23 protein-coding genes are annotated in these 17,230 nt (G+C 62.5%); 19 read left to right on the top strand and 4 right to left on the bottom strand.

The features are described from left to right. Positions 1 to 204: 204 nt before the first annotated feature. From AWT76_RS00215 to AWT76_RS00140, 17 genes are all read left to right on the top strand, one after another. Entirely contained in the window at positions 205 to 399 is a 195-nt protein-coding gene (locus tag AWT76_RS00215) for a hypothetical protein (protein ID WP_072244195.1), read from the top strand. A 142-nt stretch (positions 400 to 541) separates the two neighbouring features. Beyond that, on the top strand, positions 542 to 997 hold the full coding sequence (locus AWT76_RS00210) for a hypothetical protein (protein ID WP_176699293.1): 456 nt from the start codon (positions 542 to 544) through the stop codon (positions 995 to 997). Further along, a complete protein-coding gene (locus tag AWT76_RS00205) occupies positions 994 to 1,911 on the top strand; it encodes a Mu-like prophage major head subunit gpT family protein (protein WP_072244193.1) in 918 nt (305 codons plus the stop codon). The genes AWT76_RS00210 and AWT76_RS00205 overlap by 4 nt, the downstream gene beginning before the upstream one ends. 12 nt (positions 1,912 to 1,923) lie before the next feature. Next, entirely contained in the window at positions 1,924 to 2,541 is a 618-nt protein-coding gene (locus AWT76_RS00200; RefSeq protein ID WP_072244192.1) for a phage virion morphogenesis protein, read from the top strand. Next, a complete protein-coding gene (locus AWT76_RS00195) occupies positions 2,538 to 3,521 on the top strand; it encodes a phage protease (protein ID WP_072244191.1) in 984 nt (327 codons plus the stop codon). Before AWT76_RS00200 ends, AWT76_RS00195 begins: the two co-directional genes overlap by 4 nt. 1 nt (position 3,522) lies before the next feature. Beyond that, positions 3,523 to 3,894, top strand: coding sequence for a hypothetical protein (locus AWT76_RS00190; RefSeq protein WP_072244190.1), 372 nt, complete (start codon positions 3,523 to 3,525; stop codon positions 3,892 to 3,894). Positions 3,895 to 3,979: 85 nt separating this feature from the next. Next, the gene (locus AWT76_RS00185; protein ID WP_082700030.1) at positions 3,980 to 4,888 is read left to right on the top strand and encodes a D-cysteine desulfhydrase family protein; all 909 of its coding nucleotides are present in this window, start codon (positions 3,980 to 3,982) and stop codon (positions 4,886 to 4,888) included. A 39-nt stretch (positions 4,889 to 4,927) separates the two neighbouring features. Then, positions 4,928 to 5,911 carry a TRAP transporter substrate-binding protein DctP gene (gene dctP, locus AWT76_RS00180; RefSeq protein ID WP_072244188.1) on the top strand — a complete coding sequence of 328 codons (984 nt, stop codon included), beginning with the start codon at positions 4,928 to 4,930 and terminating at the stop codon, positions 5,909 to 5,911. Positions 5,912 to 5,984: 73 nt separating this feature from the next. Next, on the top strand, positions 5,985 to 6,509 hold the full coding sequence (locus AWT76_RS00175) for a TRAP transporter small permease (protein WP_072244187.1): 525 nt from the start codon (positions 5,985 to 5,987) through the stop codon (positions 6,507 to 6,509). Then, positions 6,496 to 7,797, top strand: coding sequence for a TRAP transporter large permease (locus tag AWT76_RS00170; protein WP_072244186.1), 1,302 nt, complete (start codon positions 6,496 to 6,498; stop codon positions 7,795 to 7,797). Before AWT76_RS00175 ends, AWT76_RS00170 begins: the two co-directional genes overlap by 14 nt. Further along, positions 7,797 to 8,552 carry an alpha/beta fold hydrolase gene (locus AWT76_RS00165; RefSeq protein WP_072244185.1) on the top strand — a complete coding sequence of 252 codons (756 nt, stop codon included), beginning with the start codon at positions 7,797 to 7,799 and terminating at the stop codon, positions 8,550 to 8,552. Before AWT76_RS00170 ends, AWT76_RS00165 begins: the two co-directional genes overlap by 1 nt. A 78-nt stretch (positions 8,553 to 8,630) precedes the next feature. Next, positions 8,631 to 8,825 carry a hypothetical protein gene (locus tag AWT76_RS16535; protein WP_141655834.1) on the top strand — a complete coding sequence of 65 codons (195 nt, stop codon included), beginning with the start codon at positions 8,631 to 8,633 and terminating at the stop codon, positions 8,823 to 8,825. Positions 8,826 to 8,916: 91 nt separating this feature from the next. Beyond that, a complete protein-coding gene (locus AWT76_RS00160; RefSeq protein ID WP_072244184.1) occupies positions 8,917 to 9,459 on the top strand; it encodes a sigma-70 family RNA polymerase sigma factor in 543 nt (180 codons plus the stop codon). Beyond that, positions 9,456 to 10,088, top strand: a complete 633-nt coding sequence (locus tag AWT76_RS00155) for an NrsF family protein (RefSeq protein WP_072244183.1) — start codon at positions 9,456 to 9,458, stop codon at positions 10,086 to 10,088. Before AWT76_RS00160 ends, AWT76_RS00155 begins: the two co-directional genes overlap by 4 nt. A 102-nt stretch (positions 10,089 to 10,190) precedes the next feature. Further along, a complete protein-coding gene (locus AWT76_RS00150) occupies positions 10,191 to 11,234 on the top strand; it encodes a pyridoxal-phosphate dependent enzyme (protein WP_072244182.1) in 1,044 nt (347 codons plus the stop codon). After that, entirely contained in the window at positions 11,227 to 12,393 is a 1,167-nt protein-coding gene (locus AWT76_RS00145) for a M24 family metallopeptidase (protein WP_072244181.1), read from the top strand. The genes AWT76_RS00150 and AWT76_RS00145 overlap by 8 nt, the downstream gene beginning before the upstream one ends. Further along, positions 12,390 to 13,097, top strand: coding sequence for a maleate cis-trans isomerase family protein (locus tag AWT76_RS00140; RefSeq protein ID WP_072244180.1), 708 nt, complete (start codon positions 12,390 to 12,392; stop codon positions 13,095 to 13,097). Before AWT76_RS00145 ends, AWT76_RS00140 begins: the two co-directional genes overlap by 4 nt. Before the next feature lie 33 nt (positions 13,098 to 13,130). Here the strand turns inward: AWT76_RS00140 and AWT76_RS00135 are convergent, their stop codons facing one another. Further along, entirely contained in the window at positions 13,131 to 14,162 is a 1,032-nt protein-coding gene (locus AWT76_RS00135) for an AbrB family transcriptional regulator (RefSeq protein WP_072244179.1), read from the bottom strand. Between the two features lie 88 nt (positions 14,163 to 14,250). Here AWT76_RS00135 and AWT76_RS00130 point away from each other — a divergent pair, with 88 nt between their 5' ends. Further along, positions 14,251 to 14,955, top strand: coding sequence for a GntR family transcriptional regulator (locus AWT76_RS00130; protein ID WP_072244178.1), 705 nt, complete (start codon positions 14,251 to 14,253; stop codon positions 14,953 to 14,955). Positions 14,956 to 15,101: 146 nt separating this feature from the next. Here AWT76_RS00130 and AWT76_RS00125 read toward each other — a convergent pair whose 3' ends face one another. Then, positions 15,102 to 15,629: a hypothetical protein gene (locus tag AWT76_RS00125; RefSeq protein WP_176699292.1), complete on the bottom strand. Its 528-nt coding sequence runs from the start codon at positions 15,627 to 15,629 to the stop codon at positions 15,102 to 15,104. A 242-nt stretch (positions 15,630 to 15,871) separates the two neighbouring features. On the opposite strand from AWT76_RS00125, the gene AWT76_RS00120 reads away from it, so the two are divergent. Further along, positions 15,872 to 16,306 carry a hypothetical protein gene (locus tag AWT76_RS00120; protein WP_245638734.1) on the top strand — a complete coding sequence of 145 codons (435 nt, stop codon included), beginning with the start codon at positions 15,872 to 15,874 and terminating at the stop codon, positions 16,304 to 16,306. 136 nt (positions 16,307 to 16,442) lie between these two features. Here the strand turns inward: AWT76_RS00120 and AWT76_RS00115 are convergent, their stop codons facing one another. Further along, positions 16,443 to 17,012, bottom strand: coding sequence for a pyridoxamine 5'-phosphate oxidase family protein (locus tag AWT76_RS00115; protein WP_072244175.1), 570 nt, complete (start codon positions 17,010 to 17,012; stop codon positions 16,443 to 16,445). Further along, a complete protein-coding gene (locus AWT76_RS00110) occupies positions 17,009 to 17,224 on the bottom strand; it encodes a TIGR03643 family protein (protein ID WP_407071398.1) in 216 nt (71 codons plus the stop codon). The genes AWT76_RS00115 and AWT76_RS00110 overlap by 4 nt, the downstream gene beginning before the upstream one ends. Positions 17,225 to 17,230 lie beyond the last annotated feature (6 nt).

Genomic DNA, 17,230 nt, shown 5'->3' with positions numbered 1-17,230 from the left:
GCATCGCCCCTTTTTGCTCCAAGCCTCTCAGCGGCCCACTGAGCGGCTTCCTGTCTCTCGGCACCCCTCACCGCCGAAAATTTCTTAAACGCCTGTTAAACGCGTTTAAGGAGGGGCTGTGGGGCGTTTTGGGCGCGGCCTTCGATGGGCATTGAAATGCGCGCCGTGTTCCGCCTATCCTGACCGCTGACAGAAAGATCACAGATGGAAGCCTTCGGACCCTTTTTCCTGTTCTTCGGCATCGGCGCGCTTCTCGGGATTGCGTTCGCGGCGCTGATGCTTGCATGGGTCTTGGTGGGGCTGTTTTGCAAGTTCTTCCTGTTGCCCGCCCTGGAAGGCTTGCGCGCGGCGCTGGTCGCACTTCAGGAACGCCGGGAAAAGGAAAGCGGCGGCAGTTGACCCGCCGCCGCCCAGTCCAGTCCGGGGCAACCTTCATTCACCCACAGCACGATAACCGGAACGCTGTCCGGGGTGATCAGGGACATACGTCCGGATAGCGTCGCCTGCATTGATGATCATGCAAGCGAGGCGGGCGGCACCAGTGCTTTCCAACGAATACCCTTCCATCGCCGAAAGGCGAAAGCTCGGTCTCTATGTCACGTACATGGAGGTCGAGCTTGCTGAGCGGTTCGGGGAGCATGCCGCCCGCCTCTTCCTTGAGAACTTCGGCGGCGGAGAATTGTTCGTTCCGCTGAAGGCCACCGATGACCATCCCGTGAGCAAGCTGGTTGGTCGGGATGTGCTGGAATGGCTGATCACCAAATATGGAAGCGGTGCAGTCGAAGTCCCGCACGGGGCCATGTCGAGCAAGAATGCGCAGGCTATCCGTATCCGTCGCCTGATCGTCAACACCACCCTCAGCACGGTCGAAATCGCAAAGCTGACGCGCGTCAGCCGCAGAACCGCGCGCCGTACCATCTGCACCATGCGTGAAGCGGGCGTTGCCCTGCCGCATCGCCCCCAGAACCCCAAATCGAAAGAGAAGTTCGAGCAATGATCGTCAATTCCGGAAACCTTTCCACCGTCTTCCGTGGCTTCCAGACCGTCTTCAACGAGGCGTTCGACAATGCGCCAAGCCACTTTGAAGAGATCACCATGCGGGTGCCCAGTTCGAACGCCGAAGAAATCTACGGATGGCTGGGCAGCTTCCCGCGCCTGCGCGAGTGGATTGGTGATCGCGTCATCCGCAACCTGTCGGTGCATGACTGGCGCATCAAGAACCGCAAGTTCGAAAGCACCATCGCCGTGCCGCGTGATGCTCTCGAAGATGACACCTATGGTGTCTTCGGGCCGATGATCTCGGAAATGGGCCGCGAAGCGCGCGACCATCCCAACGAGCTGGTATTCCGCCTTCTGGCCAACGGCTTCAGCACGGCTTGCTATGATGGTCAATATTTCTTCGATACCGATCACCTGGGCACGAATGCCCAGGGCGAAGAGGTCAGTGTTTCGAACATGCAGGCGGGCAGTGGTCCTGCCTGGTATCTTCTCGATCTGAGCCGCGCAGTGCGTCCGATCATCTGGCAGGAGCGTGTGCCCTACAAGTTCACCGCCCTGGACCGCGACAACGATGAGCATGTGTTCATGCGCGACGAATACATCTACGGGGTACGGGCGCGCGTCAATGCCGGGTTCGGCCTGTGGCAACTGGCCTATGCCAGCAAAGCCGATCTGACCAAGGACAATTACGAAGCGGCCCGCACGGCGATGATGACCCTGCGCGGGGATCACGGCCAGCTTCTGAACGTGCGCCCCACGGCCCTGGTTGTTCCGCCGGAACTGGAAGGTGCGGCGCTTCGGCTTCTGAAGAACGGCTCCACCATCGTCGAGGTGGGCGGGCAGCATGTTGCCGTGACCAACGAATGGGCAGACAGCGCCAAGCTGATCGTCACGTCGCATCTGGCAGCATAAGGGGGATACGCCATGGCAGGGCCGATCTTGGGTGTCGTTCTGCGGGCGATGGCGGGCGGCGGGGCGCGGCGCGGTGCAAGCCAAGCCGGTCGGGGCGGCCGCAATGTTGAAGCCGGTGCCATAGGAGGCGATGTTGCGGGTGGCCTGGTCGAACTGGGGCGCATCGCCCAGGGCGGCCGTCAGATGATTATCCAGGTGGTCGATAGAGACGGCTTCATGGCTGCGCTGCAACGCCTTGCGGAACGCGGCTCCAACATGCAGTCGGTGTTCCAGGAAATCGGCAGCTATCTTCAGTCTGAGGTCGAAAGCAATTTCGAAAGCGAAACCGCCCCGGATGGAACCGGATGGGCGGGCCATTCCACCGCCACCCTTTTGCGGCGCGGTGCCGGGGCAAAGAAGTTGCGCGACCGTGGTCACCTCTATGGCTCCCTGAGCTACAGCGCCTCGCATTCGCAAGTCGCGGTCGGGACGAACCGCGCCTATGCGCGCATTCACCAGATGGGCGGACAAGCGGGCCGGGGCCGTCAGGTCACAATTCCCGCGCGTCCCTTCCTCGGATTGAACGAGGAAAACCGGCAGGAAATCGGGCGCATCGTCAACGACCACATCACAGAAGGGCTTCGCCGATGACTTCCATTCACCAGTCCGCCTGGTCTGTCGAGCTGGCCACATCCGGCCAGGCGCAAGACTGGGTTCACCTTCTGCCTCTCGGCACCTTCAACGGGCGCGATGGGCGCGGCCCTTACATGGTGCGCGATGCCGCCGACATCATCGCTGCGACCCGCAAGCTCGGCATGGATTTGCCGGTCGATTATGAACACCAGATCGACCACGCCACCAAAAACGGCCAGCCCGCTCCGGCGGCGGGCTGGATCAAGGAACTGAAGGCCGATGCCCAGGGCATCTGGGGACGTGTCGAATGGACCGACAAGGCGCGCCAGCATCTTGCCAGCAAGGAGTACCGGTTCCTCAGCCCTGTCTTCACGTTCCACAAGACCACAGGAGAAATCATGCGCCTTCACCGCGCCGCGTTGACGAACAACCCCAACCTTCAACTCACTGCGCTCGCCAGTCAGGAAAACCCACCGGCTGATCCGCCCGAACTGGCGGCGGCTGATCTGCGCGGGCAGCTCATCCAGATGCTGGCCTTGCCGGAGGACATCGCGGATGACGCGTTGCTGCAAGCGGTGTCGGCCCTGGTCAATCGTGAAAGCGAGCCTGCGCCGGAGCCGTCGCAGCAACGTCAGGAGACGGATGGCGGCACGATGGAGCTGGCGCTTGAACTGAACCGGGCACGGGCGCGCGAAGCCGAAGGCAAGGCGCTTGCCGCCGTGGATGGCGCAATCACCTCGGGCAAGTTGCCGCCCTACCTGCGGGAATGGGGCCTCGCCCTTTGCCGTGAAAACCCGGAACGGTTTGACGAGTTCGCCCGCCAGATGGTGCCGGTTCTGACCCCCGGCAGTCAGATCGCGGGGCGCGGTCTACCCCGTGACCGGCAAGAGCTGGCCCTCATGACCAGCGGCGGGACGGGTGATGAACAGGAAATCCTGTCGCGCCTGGGCGTGTCGCAAGAGGCGTTCCGCAAGACGCTTCAGCGCGAAGGCGGCTGACATGCCCACCTTGGGCGCGAAGGACATGGAGATTGCCAGTTGGCTGATCGTACAGCCCGCTGGCCTTTGCCATGCTGAGATCGCCAAGGAATGCGCGGCGCGCTTCGGTTCCGATGCCTGGCGCGAAGATCGCATCCGCGCCACGCTGGTCAGCCTCCCCCGGAAGGGTGGAGCAATGCCTATGGCCATGCGGAATGCGGAGGTTCTGGCGTTCGTCAATGCCCGGATCGGCACGATGACCTTCAGCGCGCTGGCCGAAGAATGTCGCGCGCGCTTCGGTGACAAGGCTCCAAGCCGCAGTAGTCTGCACCGCTATGCGCACCGGATCGGCGGCCTGAAACGCGCCCTCAACCGGCAGTTAAACGGTCTGTAACCGGCGTTCGAAAACGGCATCCAGTCCCACCAGATGCCACCACGTCCAAGATAATCCCGGCGGATCAAACCAAGTGACAACGTAGATCAAAACAAGTGACAGCGTACAGCTGGCCTCTGGCGGGAACAAGACCCGCAAATTGGAATTTCTGGTCGCCGACGCGCTGGCGCAGGGGGCCGATACGCTGGTGACGCAAGGTGCCACGCAATCCAACCATGTGCGCCAGACCGCCGCCGCCGCCTGCCGCGCGGGGCTGGGCTGCCATGCGCTGCTGGAACGGCGTGTCACCAACCAAGGCGCGGACTATGAGGACGCGGGCAATGTGCTGCTGGACGTTATGATGGACTGTAGCTTCGATTTCCGCCCCGAAGGTCTGGACATGAATGCCGAGGCCGAAGCCTTGGCCGACACGCTGCGCGACCAAGGCCGCAAGCCTTATGTCATTCCCGGTGGCGGGTCGAACCCTGTGGGGGCCTTGGGCTATGCCGCCTGCGCCGAGGAACTGGTGGCCCAAGCCGATGCCGCCGATCTGCGCATTGACCACATTGTTCATGCCACTGGCAGCGCGGGCACGCAAGCCGGGCTTCTGGCCGGGCTGTTCGCAATGAACGCCCCCATTCCCGTCACGGGCCATTCCGTGCGCGCGCCGCGCGAAAAGCAGATCGACAATGTGCACAAGCTGGCGCAACGCACCGCCGAGCTGTTAGGCGCGCGTGGCGATCTGCCCCGCGATATGGTTGTGGCGTATGACGATCAGGTCGGTCCCGGCTACGGCCAACCCACCGATGCGATGGTAGACGCCATGCTACTGTTGGCCCGGCTGGAAGGGATTTTGCTGGACCCGGTCTATTCCGGCAAGGGCTTTGCCGGGCTGGTCGCCATGGTCCGCGCGGGTGCATTCCGGAAAACCGACCGCGTTGTCTTTCTGCATACGGGCGGGTCTGCGGCGCTGTTTGCCTATGGCCACCTGTTCAATACCCAGAAGGCCGCCTGAGCGGCCCGCCACCCCCATGTTCAACAACGGAGATGACCCATGACACAGCTTTCCAAATTGCTGGCCCTGTCGCTTGGCGGTGCCCTTGTCGCTGGCATAGCGCAGGCCGAAACGATCCGCCTGTCCACCTATGTCAATGAAACCGACATCCGCTACCAAGGGTTCGTGAAATTCGCCGAACTGGTTGCCGAAAAGACCGAAGGCCGCCTGACGGTCGAGATATTTCCGTCCTCGACCTTGCATGGGTGGTCGGACGGGGTCGATGCCATTCAGGGCGGTGTAGCTGACATCGCTTGGATTTCCGCAGATACCCGTCTGCCTTGCTACCGCGTGACATCGCTTTACCCCGCGGCAATCGACCTGACCGACCAGATCGGGCTGGACGCCGCCTATGCCGAATTGATCGCGCCCGAAGCCGCGAATGTCGGGCTGATACCGGTCATCAATTCAAACTATTCCTACGACCAGGAATGGTGGTTCCAAGGGCCGATCGACAGCCTGAGCAATCTGGACGGCAAGCTTGTGCGCTCTATTGGGCCGCTGGTGAGCATGATGATCGAAAGCTGGGGCGGCGAGCCGGTTTTCATTGCACCGGGCGAGGTGTTCCAATCCGCCGAGCGCGGCGTGGTCAACGGCATCAATATGGGCGTTGCGACCTACAGTTCGTGGCAATTGTGGAATGTCATGCCCTACATGGTCAATGCCAGCCTGTTCTATGGCAACATCCAATACATGATGAACCTTGACCGCTTCAACAGCCTGTCCGAAGCTGACCAGACCGCCTTGCTGGAAGCGGGGGCGGAATCGGAACTCTGGTTGCAGCCGCGCTACGAGGACTGGATTGACGGGCAAGTCGGCAATGCCGTGATGAAGGGCGGCGGCGCAGCCGTGTCGATTTCGGACGACGAGCGCAACGCGATGATCACAGATATCGCGGCGAAATGGACGGAAGAGGTCGACAGCGCCTGCGGGCCGGATATGGCAGGCCAAATCCGCGACCTGTTCGCCGCGCATCAGAAATAATGTGCTAGGGGGTGACGCTGCCTTGCGGCGTCATCCCCCTGCACGCCACGTCAGTCCAGACCAAGAGGGTTCTATGCTCAATCTTGTCGACAGGGCCACGAAAGCCGTTGAATGGGTGGTGGTTGCTTTGGCCGCACTCGGCTCTGCGATTATCGTGATCCAGATGGTCTGGATCAGCTACGGCGTGTTCATGCGCTATGTCATGGGCCAGCCCGACCGGATGGTGACAGAGGCCACGGCGCTGCTGTTGTTCCCCGTCGCATTGGTCGGGCTGGCCTATGCCATGCGCGAAGATTCCTACCCTCGCGTAACATTGCTGACCGATGCCTTCAGCCCACCCCTGCAAAAGCTGGTCGCATTGATGAACGGCGCAATCATGGTCCTGATTGGGGTGTTCTTTTCCATCACCACGGTCAACGCCACGATCCGGGCGTTCAATTCCGGGTCGTCCTCGGAAATCCTGAGTTGGCCGCGCTACCTGTTCTGGGGTGTCGCGGCGTTCGCACTGACGGTGTTCACACTTTACGCCATGCTGCGGCTGGTGCAGATCGCGCTGCGCCCCGCCCCTGCTAAGGACGCGCCTGATGGAATGGTATGAAGTCGCGCTTGGCCTTTTGGGCCTGCTGATCGTGATGATTGGGCTGGGCCTGCCTATACCCTTTGCACTGGCGGCGGCGTCCTTGCCCTTCCTGTGGCAAATCCAGAGTTTCAACACCTCGCTGGTGTCCGCACAACTGAAGCTCTGGGGCGTGTGGATCAACTACATCCTGCTGGCGGTGCCGTTATTCGTGTTCCTGGGCGAGTTGATAAGCCGGTCGAATATCGGGGCCAACCTATACATGTTCCTGCATCGCGGCGTGCCGATCCGGGGGTCTGCGGCCTATGGGTCCATCGGGGCCTGCGCGGGGTTTGGCGCGGTGTCGGGGTCGTCCATGGTCGGATCGCTGACCATCGGCGGCGTGGCGCTGCCAGAAATGCTGCGACTGGGCTATGACCGGCGGCTGGCCAGCGGGGTGCTGGCGGCGGGTGGCACGCTTAGCGTGCTGTTGCCCCCCAGCTTGATCCTGCTGTTCTACGGTATCGTCACCGACCAATCCATCGGGCAATTGTTCATGGCCGGGGTGGTCCCGGGCCTGCTGCTGGCCGGATTCTTCGTGGTTGTGGTGCTGATCTGGGCGCAGCTTTACCCATCCCATGTGCCCGACCGCGACACCGGCCCAAAGCTGGCGCTGATCCAGATTGCCGTGTCGCTGGGGCCGATCATCATCATCGGCGGGGTGATTACCGTGTCCATCTATGGCGGCATTGCCACGCCGACCGAAGCCGCCGCCATTGCCGCGCTGGTCACGGTTGCGCTGGCCGTGGGTGTCGGCGGGTTGCGTTGGAAGGGCTTTGTCGAAGCGCTGATGGCCACCATGCGCACCATGGGCTATCTGGGGCTGCTGCTGTCGGCGGGTGTGCTGTTCGGCTTCGTGCTGAATTATTACCGCGTGCCGCAACAGGTGACAGCGCTTTTCCTGGCATTCGAGCTGTCGCCCTACATGGTGCTGGCACTTGTGATCGCGTTCTACATCGCACTGGGCATGTTCCTTGAACCCGTGTCGATGACCTTCATCACCCTGCCCGTCATCATCCCGCTTATTCTGGCAGCCGGGTTCGACCTGATCTGGTTCGGGATTGTCTATACCATCACCATGGAAATTGCGGTGTTAACGCCACCGGTTGGGCTGAACCTGTATGTCATCTCGGGCATCAGCCGGGGCAAAGTGTCGGTGCCTGATGTGATCGTCGGCAGCCTGCCCTTCATCGCCGCGCTGGTGGTGCTGGTGGGCGTTATGATCGCATTCCCGCAAGCCGCGCTTTGGCTGCCCGAACAGGTGCGTTGATGGACCTGCCATATCTGCGTGCGGGGGCGGGCAAGCCATTGGTGCTGGTGCATGGCTATCTGGGCGGCAGTGCGCAATGGGCCGCGCAGATCGCGGCGTTTTCGGCCAGCCATGACGTGATTGCACCAGACCTGCCGGGTTTTGGCCGGGCTGCATCGCTGCCGGGACCACGCAGCATAGCCGATTTTAGCGCCGCCGTGATGGGCTGCCTTGACCGGCTGGGCTTGGACAGGTTCACGCTTCTGGGCCACAGCATGGGCGGGATGATCGTGCAAGACATCGCAGCACGCCACCCACAGCGCATAAAGGCACTTGTGCTTTACGGCACCGGCCCACTGGGCCTGATGCCCGACCGGTTCGAGCCGATCGAAACCTCCCTCGCACGGCTGGACGCGGACGGGGTGCACGCCACCGCAGACCGGATAAGCGCCACATGGTTCCGCACTGGCCCCACCGGGCAGGGGTATACCGCAACGCGCGACATTGCGCGCATGGCCCGGCCAGACGCTGCGCGCAACGCCCTGACCGCGATGCGCGATTGGGACGGGCGCGCGCAACTTCAGGGTTTCGCCCTGCCTTGCCGGATTATCTGGGGCGATCTGGACAGGTCATATCGCTGGCCACAGGTCAATGCCCTGTGGTCCGGGATACGCGGCGCAGAACTGGCGGTCATCCCCGGCGCTAGCCATGCCGCGCATATGGAAAAGCCGGCCTTGTTCAATTCGCTGGTGCAAGATTTTCTGCACGATCATTGATGCGCACAAACCCACTGTTCATGCGCATCCCCGGCGTTAAACTACAGTCCCGATCTATCGACGGATTGACTAAGCAAAATGCGGTTCAGAACAGGTTTCAGCGCCCTATGCCTTGGTGGCGCGGTTACGGCCCAAGCCGGGCAGTTCGACGGGCTATATGCCCCCACCGGCCCGCAATGGTCGTGCAACCCGGATGATCTGCGCAGGGATGGCAGGGCGTTGCGGATTGCTTGCTCTGCCCCTGACCTGCAATCACAGGACACGCCGTTTTGATACGCCACAAGCCTATACCTATTCTGTGTTGCCAACGAATATGGGACGTAACGTCTGACGCACGCGCACCGAACAGAGGGTTGAGACTGGAATGACAGAGCCGGACCGCCTGGAGGATTTGATGCGCGCGGCCAATCGCGGCGACACGCTCGCCTATCATCGCGCTTTGACAGCGATCACGCCCATCCTGCGCAAGGTGGTGCGGGCGCGCGGGGCGGGCCTTGGGCCAGAAGGCTGCGAAGATGTCTTGCAAGATGTACTGCTGGCCATTCACCGCAAACGCCACACATGGCGCGAAGACCAACCCTTGCGCCCTTGGTTGTATGCGATTGCGCGTCACAAGGTGGTCGATGCGTTTCGGACGCGCGGGTCGCGCGTGGTCCTGTCCATCGACGATTTCGCCGAAGGGTTGCCCGCCGCCGACCCACCGGACCCGACCATGGGGCGCGATATGGAAAAGGTGCTGAACGCGCTTGAACCACGCGAGGCCGATCTGGTCCGCGCCTTTGGCGTGAACGGGGAAAGCACCGCCGAAACCGCAGCGCGGCTGAACATGTCCGAAGGGGCAGTGCGTGTGGCACTGCATCGTGCGCTGAAATCCGTCGCCCGGCTGCGCGAAAGGATGATCGATTGAAAACCGAGGACCTGATCTCTGCCCTGGCCGCCGATACCTTGCCACAGCCCAAGGTTTCGACCCGGCTTCTGCGCGCGCTGCCATTGGCGCTAGGGCTGTCGCTGGGCGCATTTGCCCTGCTCTGGGGGCCAAGGGCAGATCTTGCCGCGGCCATGGCGTCTTTTGCGGTGCTGAAAACACTGGTGCCCTTGGGGCTGGTCGCATTGGCTTTGGCGGTGGCGGTGGCATCGGTGCACCCGGCCGCGTCGCAAAAGACACCGGCTGTGCTGTTGGGGGCCGCGCTTGCCGGGGGCTTGGGGGTGTTTGTGCTGTTTCTTGCGCGTGACGGTCAGGCCGGGTTGGCGCAAACGCTCGCCCTGCCCGATCTGTGGGTGTGCCTGTTGTCGATTCCCGCGCTTGCCCTGCCGCTTCTGGCTGCGGCGCTTTGGGCGCTGTCCTCTGGGGCCACGCTACGGCCAAGCCTGACCGGCGCAATGGCCGGGCTTGTGGCGGGGGGGATCGCGGCCTCGGTCTATTCGTTGTTTTGCGACAAGGACATGGTGCTGTTCGTTCTGCCCGCCTATTCAACTGCGGTGGCGATTGTCATGCTGGCCGGGGCCGCCTTGGGGCAACGCCTACTGAAATGGTAGCGCCCGCTTGGGCGGCGACGCCGGAAAATGGCCGCGACCCGGCCTTTTTGGTCGTATTTCGCACCACGCCCGCGTTAGGCTGTCAGAAATGTCGGGGGCCGAATGGAGCAATATCTTGAAAACCCATGGCGCGGACGCGGGCTGAACGGGTTTGACCTGCTGCCGCTTAGCAACCCGCAAGAGGTGGCGCATTTGCTGCAACGCTGCCCCGCGCATGCGCCGACGCCACTGCGTAACCTGCCCGATCTGGCCGCGCATTTCGGGATCGCACAGCTTTGGCTGAAGGATGAACGCGCCCGGATGGGACTGGGCAGTTTCAAGGCACTGGGCGCCGCCTATGCCATTGCACGCGCGGCAGCGGCCACGCAGGCCGATGACCTGTCGCAGGCGCTGCGCGGGCATGTTTATGTCACCGCCAGTGCTGGCAATCACGGCATGTCGGTTGCCGCCGGGGCGCGGCTGTTTGGTGCGCGTGCGGTCATCGTTCTGGCAGACACCGTGCCAGAGGCCTTTGCCACCCGTCTGCGCGCCAAGGGCGCAGAGGTCATGCGCGCAGGGCAAGACTACGACGCCAGCATGAAAGCGGCGGAACAGGCCGCACGCGACAAGGGCTGGACGCTGCTGTCGGACAGTTCATGGCCCGGCTATACCGATCTGCCCTTGCGGGTGATGGAAGGCTATCTGCAACTGGCCGCAGAGGCGGCGGAACAAATTGACCAGCCCCCGACCCATATTCTGTTGCAGGCCGGTGTCGGCGGGTTGGCCGCCGCGGTTGCTGCCCATGCGCGGCAGGTCTGGGGGGACGGCCCGCAGATTATTGTGGTCGAACCGGATGCCGCCCCAGCCCTGATAAGCGCCATTCGCGCGGGTATGCTTGTGGATGCGGATGGCCCGGTCTCTTGCATGGGGCGGCTGGATTGCAAAACCGCGTCCATGATCGCGCTGGCCGGGTTGGCGCGCGATGCCGATGCCTTTGTCACGATCTTGGACGCGCAGGCGGAAGATGCGGTTGCCCTGTTGGCTGCGCATGATCTGCCCACCACACCCTCTGGCGCGGCGGGGGTTGGCGCGCTGCTGGCTGGGCTGCGCTTATCGGCACAGGCGCGTGTCATGGTCATCCTCAGCGAAGGGCCAGAGGGTGGCTGACCGCTCCATGATCTTTCCGGCGCAGGAATATCGCGACCGGGTGGCGCGGCTACAAACAGCCATGGGCGCGCGCGGGGTGGATGCGTTGCTGCTGACAAATCCCGCCGATCTGTTCTACACAACCGGATTTCTGACACGGTTCTGGGAAAGCCCCGCGCGGCCATGGTTCGTGGTCGTGCCGGGTTCCGGCGCGCCGATTGCCGTGATCCCATCTATCGGGGCAGAGCTGATGGGCCGCACATGGCTGGACGACATTCGCACATGGCACGCCCCAAACCCGGTGGATGACGGGGTCGGCCTGCTGGCCGACACGCTAGCGCAAACCCTGCCCGCACGCGGGGCCATCGGCGTGCCCATGGGGTTGGAAACGCATTTGCGCATGCCCATGGCCGATTTCGAAAGGCTGCGCGCCCGGCTTGCACCGCGCCGCATCGTGGATGCAACCGATATCGTGCAGCGTGTGCGCGAGGTGAAATCCGGCCCAGAGATTGACCGCATTCGCGCCATTTGCGCCATCGCAGGCCGCGCTTTCGCGCGCGTGCCGGGGTTTGCGGCTGTCGGGCGGCCCTTGGCAGATGTGTTCCGCGATTTTCAGATCGCGCTTTTGAACGAAGGTGCGGATTGGGTCAGCTATGTTGCCGGCGGCGCGGGGCCAGATGGCTATGGCGATGTGATTTCGCCCGCTGGTGCGCAACCATTGCAGCCGGGCGATGTGCTGATGCTGGACACAGGCGCGGTAAAAGACGGGTATTTCTGCGATTTCGACCGCAATTTCGCCATTGGCCCAGCCTCGGACAGCGCGCGGCGCGCCCATGCTGCGCTGTGGCAGGCAACAGAAGATACGCTCGCCGCCTTGCGCCCCGGTTTGCGGGCCTGTGATGTACATGCGCTGCTGTGGCAAGGGTTGGAAAAACAGGGCGCAACCCCTGCAAGCGGACGGCTGGGCCACGGCTTGGGCGTGACACTGACCGAATGGCCATCTTTCACCCCGCTGGACCAAACCCCCTTGCGCGCCGGAATGGTGCTGACACTGGAACCCGGCTGCATGCTTGGGCCGGGCCGCATGATGGTGCAGGAAGAAAACATCGTGCTGCACGAGCATGGGGCGGAGCTGTTATCCCCCCGCGTGCCCGCAGAACTGCCAGAGGTGTTGGCATGACCCGGTTTCCCTATGACTTGCAGGCAGATACCCTGCCCCGGCTTGGTGTTATCGTGCTTCAGGTGGATGAAACCATAGAGCAGGATTTCCGCCGCCTGTTCGCGCCCGATATGGCACGGCTGTTTGTCAGCCGGGTGCCATCCGGGGCGGAACTGACGCCCGAAACTATTGCCCAGATGGAACGCGCGCTACCTGCCGCCGCGGCCCTTTTGCCCGCGCCGATGGATGTGGTTGCTTATGCCTGCACATCGGGGGCCACGCTGATCGGTGTAGAACGCGTCCGACAGCTTGTATCCGGCACGATTGCCACCCACGCCGTCACCGACCCGCTGACGGCTGCGCTGGCGCAGTGCCATGCGCTTGGGTTGCGGCGGATCGGGATTGTCTCGCCCTATATCGCGCCGGTGGCGGAACCAATCCGCGCGGCGTTTGAAGCAGGCGGGATCGCGGTGCCCGCGACCGTGTCCTTCGGTGAAGAGGTCGAAAGCCGGGTCGCACGGATTGCGCCACAATCTATTGCAAGTGCAGTCCGCGCGCTGATGCAGCAAGCCCCGCTGGATGGGGTGTTCCTGTCGTGCACCAACCTGCGAACGCTTAGCATACTCGACCCGCTGTCGCGGGAAATTGGGTTGCCGGTGCTTAGTTCGAACCAATGCCTTGCCTGGCATATGGCCAAGCTCGCGGGTATTGCACCGCCGGTCTGACCCCCGCGGCGCGACCATCCAGAATGGCGATGGCTACGCCGATTTCCCCCAGATCAGCCGCGCCACGATGGGCGCGCCGGTTATCACGACGACCAGCCGCATCAGGTGATGAATGACCACGAAACCAAGGTCTGCCCCAACGACAATGGCCAGAACCGTCATCTCTGCCTGCCCGCCGGGGGCGAAGGACAGGAACGCATCAAGGATCGGCGCGCCGCCCAACCGATGGGCCGCCAGCGTGAACCCGGTTGCCAGCACCGCAAGAATAACCGCGAAGGCCGCTCCAGCCGCCACATCCTTGCGCAATTCGTGCAAGGTCACGCCGCGAAACTGCATACCAATGCCCATGCCAATGAAGAATTGGGCCGCCATGATCGCCTCTGCCGGGGGGCGGTGGTGCAAGATATCGGTCAGCGACAGGGCCGCAGCCAGTATCATCGGCCCAAGGATGGCCGCCCCGAACAAGCCAAGGCGCTGCCCGCCTTTCCAGCCGATCAGGGCAATGACGACCATAATGGCCATTTCGGCCACGGGAAGGTCACGGGCCGGAGCGCCGATTGGGTGGTCCAGCCCCACGCCGAACGGCCCCGCCAGAAGCAGCGGTGCAAGGCTGACGATCACCAAAACACGCGTGGCATGAATTAACGACAGGGCGCGCGGGTCGCCGCCTGCCTCTTGCCCGAACAAGACCATGTCCTGAAACCCGCCCGGCATGGCGGCGTAATAGCTGGTCACGCGGTCGAACCCGCAAATGCGCTGAAAGAACGGCACGCCCACCAGCCCGATCAGCACCACATAGATAGGCACCAGCGCCAGCGTAAACGCCATAAGCGGCACCTGCCCCAGAATGGTCGGGGTGATGGACGCGCCTACAGCCACGCCCAGCACGGTGCGCGCGGCGACAGAGATCTGACCTGCGCCCTGCATCCGAATGCCGGCAAGCGCGGCACCAAGGCAGGCAAACATTGGCCCGAACAGGAACGGCAAAGGCAATTCAAGCATGTGAAACGCCAAGACACCCAGCATGGCAATGACGAAGGTCTGCAAACGGGCGCGGGTCAGCATGACGATTCCTTTACAGTTCTTGTATTGAATACTCTTGTATCCATGTGTATGCAATATCAGGGCCATCACGCCAGTCATTTGGGCCGCCATGTCTAAACCCGCCGACCCCATCGCTGAACTTCCGCAGGGCCACACGGCCTATGACCGGTTGCTGAACGACATTCGGCAAGGCAAGATTACGCCGGGCACCCGCCTGCGAGAGGTCGAACTGGCCGCGCGGCTTGGCCTGTCGCGCACCCCGATCCGAGAGGCGATCCGCCGCTTGGAAGCTGATGGGCTGGTGGAGCATCTGCCGCGTCAAGGGGCCAGTCTGCGCCGCCTGACCTATGCAGAGGTGATGGAGCTATACGACATGCGTGCGGTGCTGGAAGGCACGGCCGCGCGTCTGGCCGCGCGCGCGGCGTCGGATCTGGAATTGCGCGAATTGGCAGAGATCAACGCCGAGATGATACAAAGCGACGCCCCGGCAGAGACGGCACGACTGAACCGCCAGTTTCACGCTGCCCTGATAAATGCAGCCAAGAACCGTTACCTGAAACGCGCCATCGGCAGCATGGCGCGCACATTGCTTATTCTTGGCCCCTCTACCTTGCATGATCCGGCCCGCAGCGCCGCAGCCGCCCAAGAACACGCCGCCTTGCTACAGGCGCTGGAACTGCGCGACGGCGCTTTGGCCGAAACGCGGATGCGCGACCATATCGAAGCGGCGCATCGTATCCGGTTGCGGCAATTGCGCGATGCCGGACTAATGGGCGCGGATGAGCAGAGCGAGCGTGACACTGGCCCGCTGTGACGTGGTGGCAGGTTCTGTGGGCGGCATCACGCCGCGCTCAGCACCGCCCCACTTTGCGTGCCACCCATGCGCCACCACCAGAACCGTCGCAATTCAACGGCTGGTCGCGCCCTGCGCGGCCAGCCGCGCGCCTGCTTGGTTTAGCCTTAGGCGCAAGCCCGTGCGCCAAGGCGAATCGCCTCTGCGCCGGTGATTGTGATGGTATCCATCGTGGTAAAGCGCGCCGTGCGCATGAACCAAGTGCGAATTGCAGACGGATAATGGTCTGCCATGACCCGCGACCAATATTCGAATTCCCTTGGGGCCAAAGAGATCCCGTAGAATTGCGATGATGGACCATGAAAACCAAGTCGCGCCGTCCGGGCAACACACGCGTTTGGCAAGCCCAGAAACATGGTGCAGGCAGAAGCACATCTGCCGCGGATTTCAACACGCTGCCCCGCGCGGCGCATTTGGTCGATCATCTCTAGCCGCTCTTCAAGACTGCCGCCATTATCGTTGTGAATAACGCTAACGGGCGCCGCTTGCGCATAGACCAGTGCCGGACCGTGCAAAAGCGCAAGAATGGCCAAACCGATCGTCGCCGCACGCAGCGGATAGCCCTTGGCGCGCTCCATGAAACACGATGGCAATAGGTTCAAAACCCGCCGCAGCGGGGGAAATTTAATTTGCATGTCAGATATCCCGAGTTTGACAGCGGGCCTACTGGCCCCAACCCGGTCGAGACCCACCCTCAACCGCTCGGGATTTGGCATGATCGGTCACGCCATCGCGCGGCCACATTGCGGCCACACAATGGCTCTTTCTTCAGATTTTATGCGTCTTTCGCCCCGGCTGCCCCGCCTCGGAACCTCGATGTAATCTTTGGCGAGTCGTAGACAGATCAGCGCTGAACAAGCCGCGATTCGGATTTCAGATGCCAGTTCGTGCAAGACCTGATACTGCACCCGGCATGATCCGGTTTTTCGACATGTTCCTTGGGCGGTCCACTGCCATGCGCAGGCTGGATGATGCATTTCGGGCCGCAGGGTTGCACCCCCTGCTGGTGCCAGAGCCGGTGAAGCTGACGGTCATAGAACTGACGCGGAAACACGCCGGAACAGCGCCTCAGGGCACAGATTTTGGGAAATCCGCAGCCCTTCTGGCCTATTGTATCCTAGGGCATGACCAATTCACGGACAGCAACGGTGGGGAAATAACGGCGCGCACCGACGAACGTGTCGATGCCGCGCTTGAGGCGGGCAACAGTTTCGACGCAAAGCTGATCTTGCTTGCGCTACATGCCGGGCTGATCGCGCCGGACATCGCGGATCGTCTGGAACTGGACGACCAAGAACCAGACCAGACCTAACGCATACCAAGATGCGCGCAGTGAATTCACCCCGGGATCGCAAAAACCCGACTGGTCTGTCGCGCATCAAGTTGCAGACCTCTGCTAGGGCCAAGATCGACCGTTTTGGACTGCCCTTTGTGGCTTGCCCAAGCTGTCACGGGGCCAGCCACTGACCAGCCCAATCATCTTCGCGGCGGAACGCGGCACGACGATGATTTGGCCCAAGATGAACCACGTCCATACTGTCGATTGTCAGGTGCAGCACCGCAAATGCGGTCGGGTCGGGGGTTTTGCTGTAGTCAAGTGCTGCTGGCAAAGCGGTTCCGGGTGCAGGCGTGCTGCCATAGGCCAAGCGCGCATGATCCGGCAACTGGTGCCAGAGTTCCGCCACCTCTGCCCCTGTCAGGATTGTCACCAAGGTGGCAAGACGTATCTGCAAATGCGCGCTGCTGTCCCAGATATGCAGCGCGGCAAAGGGCGTTGCCTGCAACTCTGCAACCTTGTGCGAATGCATATCGGTGTAGACACGCAAGGTTCCGTCCGCTTTTTCCGCCCCACGCAACACCACTGTGCGCAGTTGCGGGCGACCGTCGGTCGAAACCGTGGCCAGCGTCGGATGACGTGCCGGGGCGTGACGATCACGGACACCACGCGAAAGCCTGCTCCAGACCTGTTCGAACAGCGTGTCCAGCGACTGCGCCCAAACAAAGGGATCTTGCGTCATTTATACCTCTCGCGCCTGTCCGAAAATTGCCGCACGCGCCTGCGCCATGCACGGTAGCTGCCCGGTTTCAGATTGCGACGCATCAGGGCCTGAACCTGATCCGGAGCAAGCCCATGCTGGGCGCGAATTTCGTCAAAGCTGACCTTATCACTCAAGGCCATTTCGACGATTTCGCTGATCGTTGCAGGATCGAGAGTGTGTTGTCGCATCATCATCGC

Origin of the sequence: Roseibaca calidilacus, assembly GCF_001517585.1 — a bacterium.
Lineage (GTDB): Bacteria > Pseudomonadota > Alphaproteobacteria > Rhodobacterales > Rhodobacteraceae > Roseinatronobacter > Roseinatronobacter calidilacus.
The sequence above is the reverse complement of the archived record's forward strand: the minus strand, read 5'-3'. Positions and strand labels throughout refer to the sequence as shown.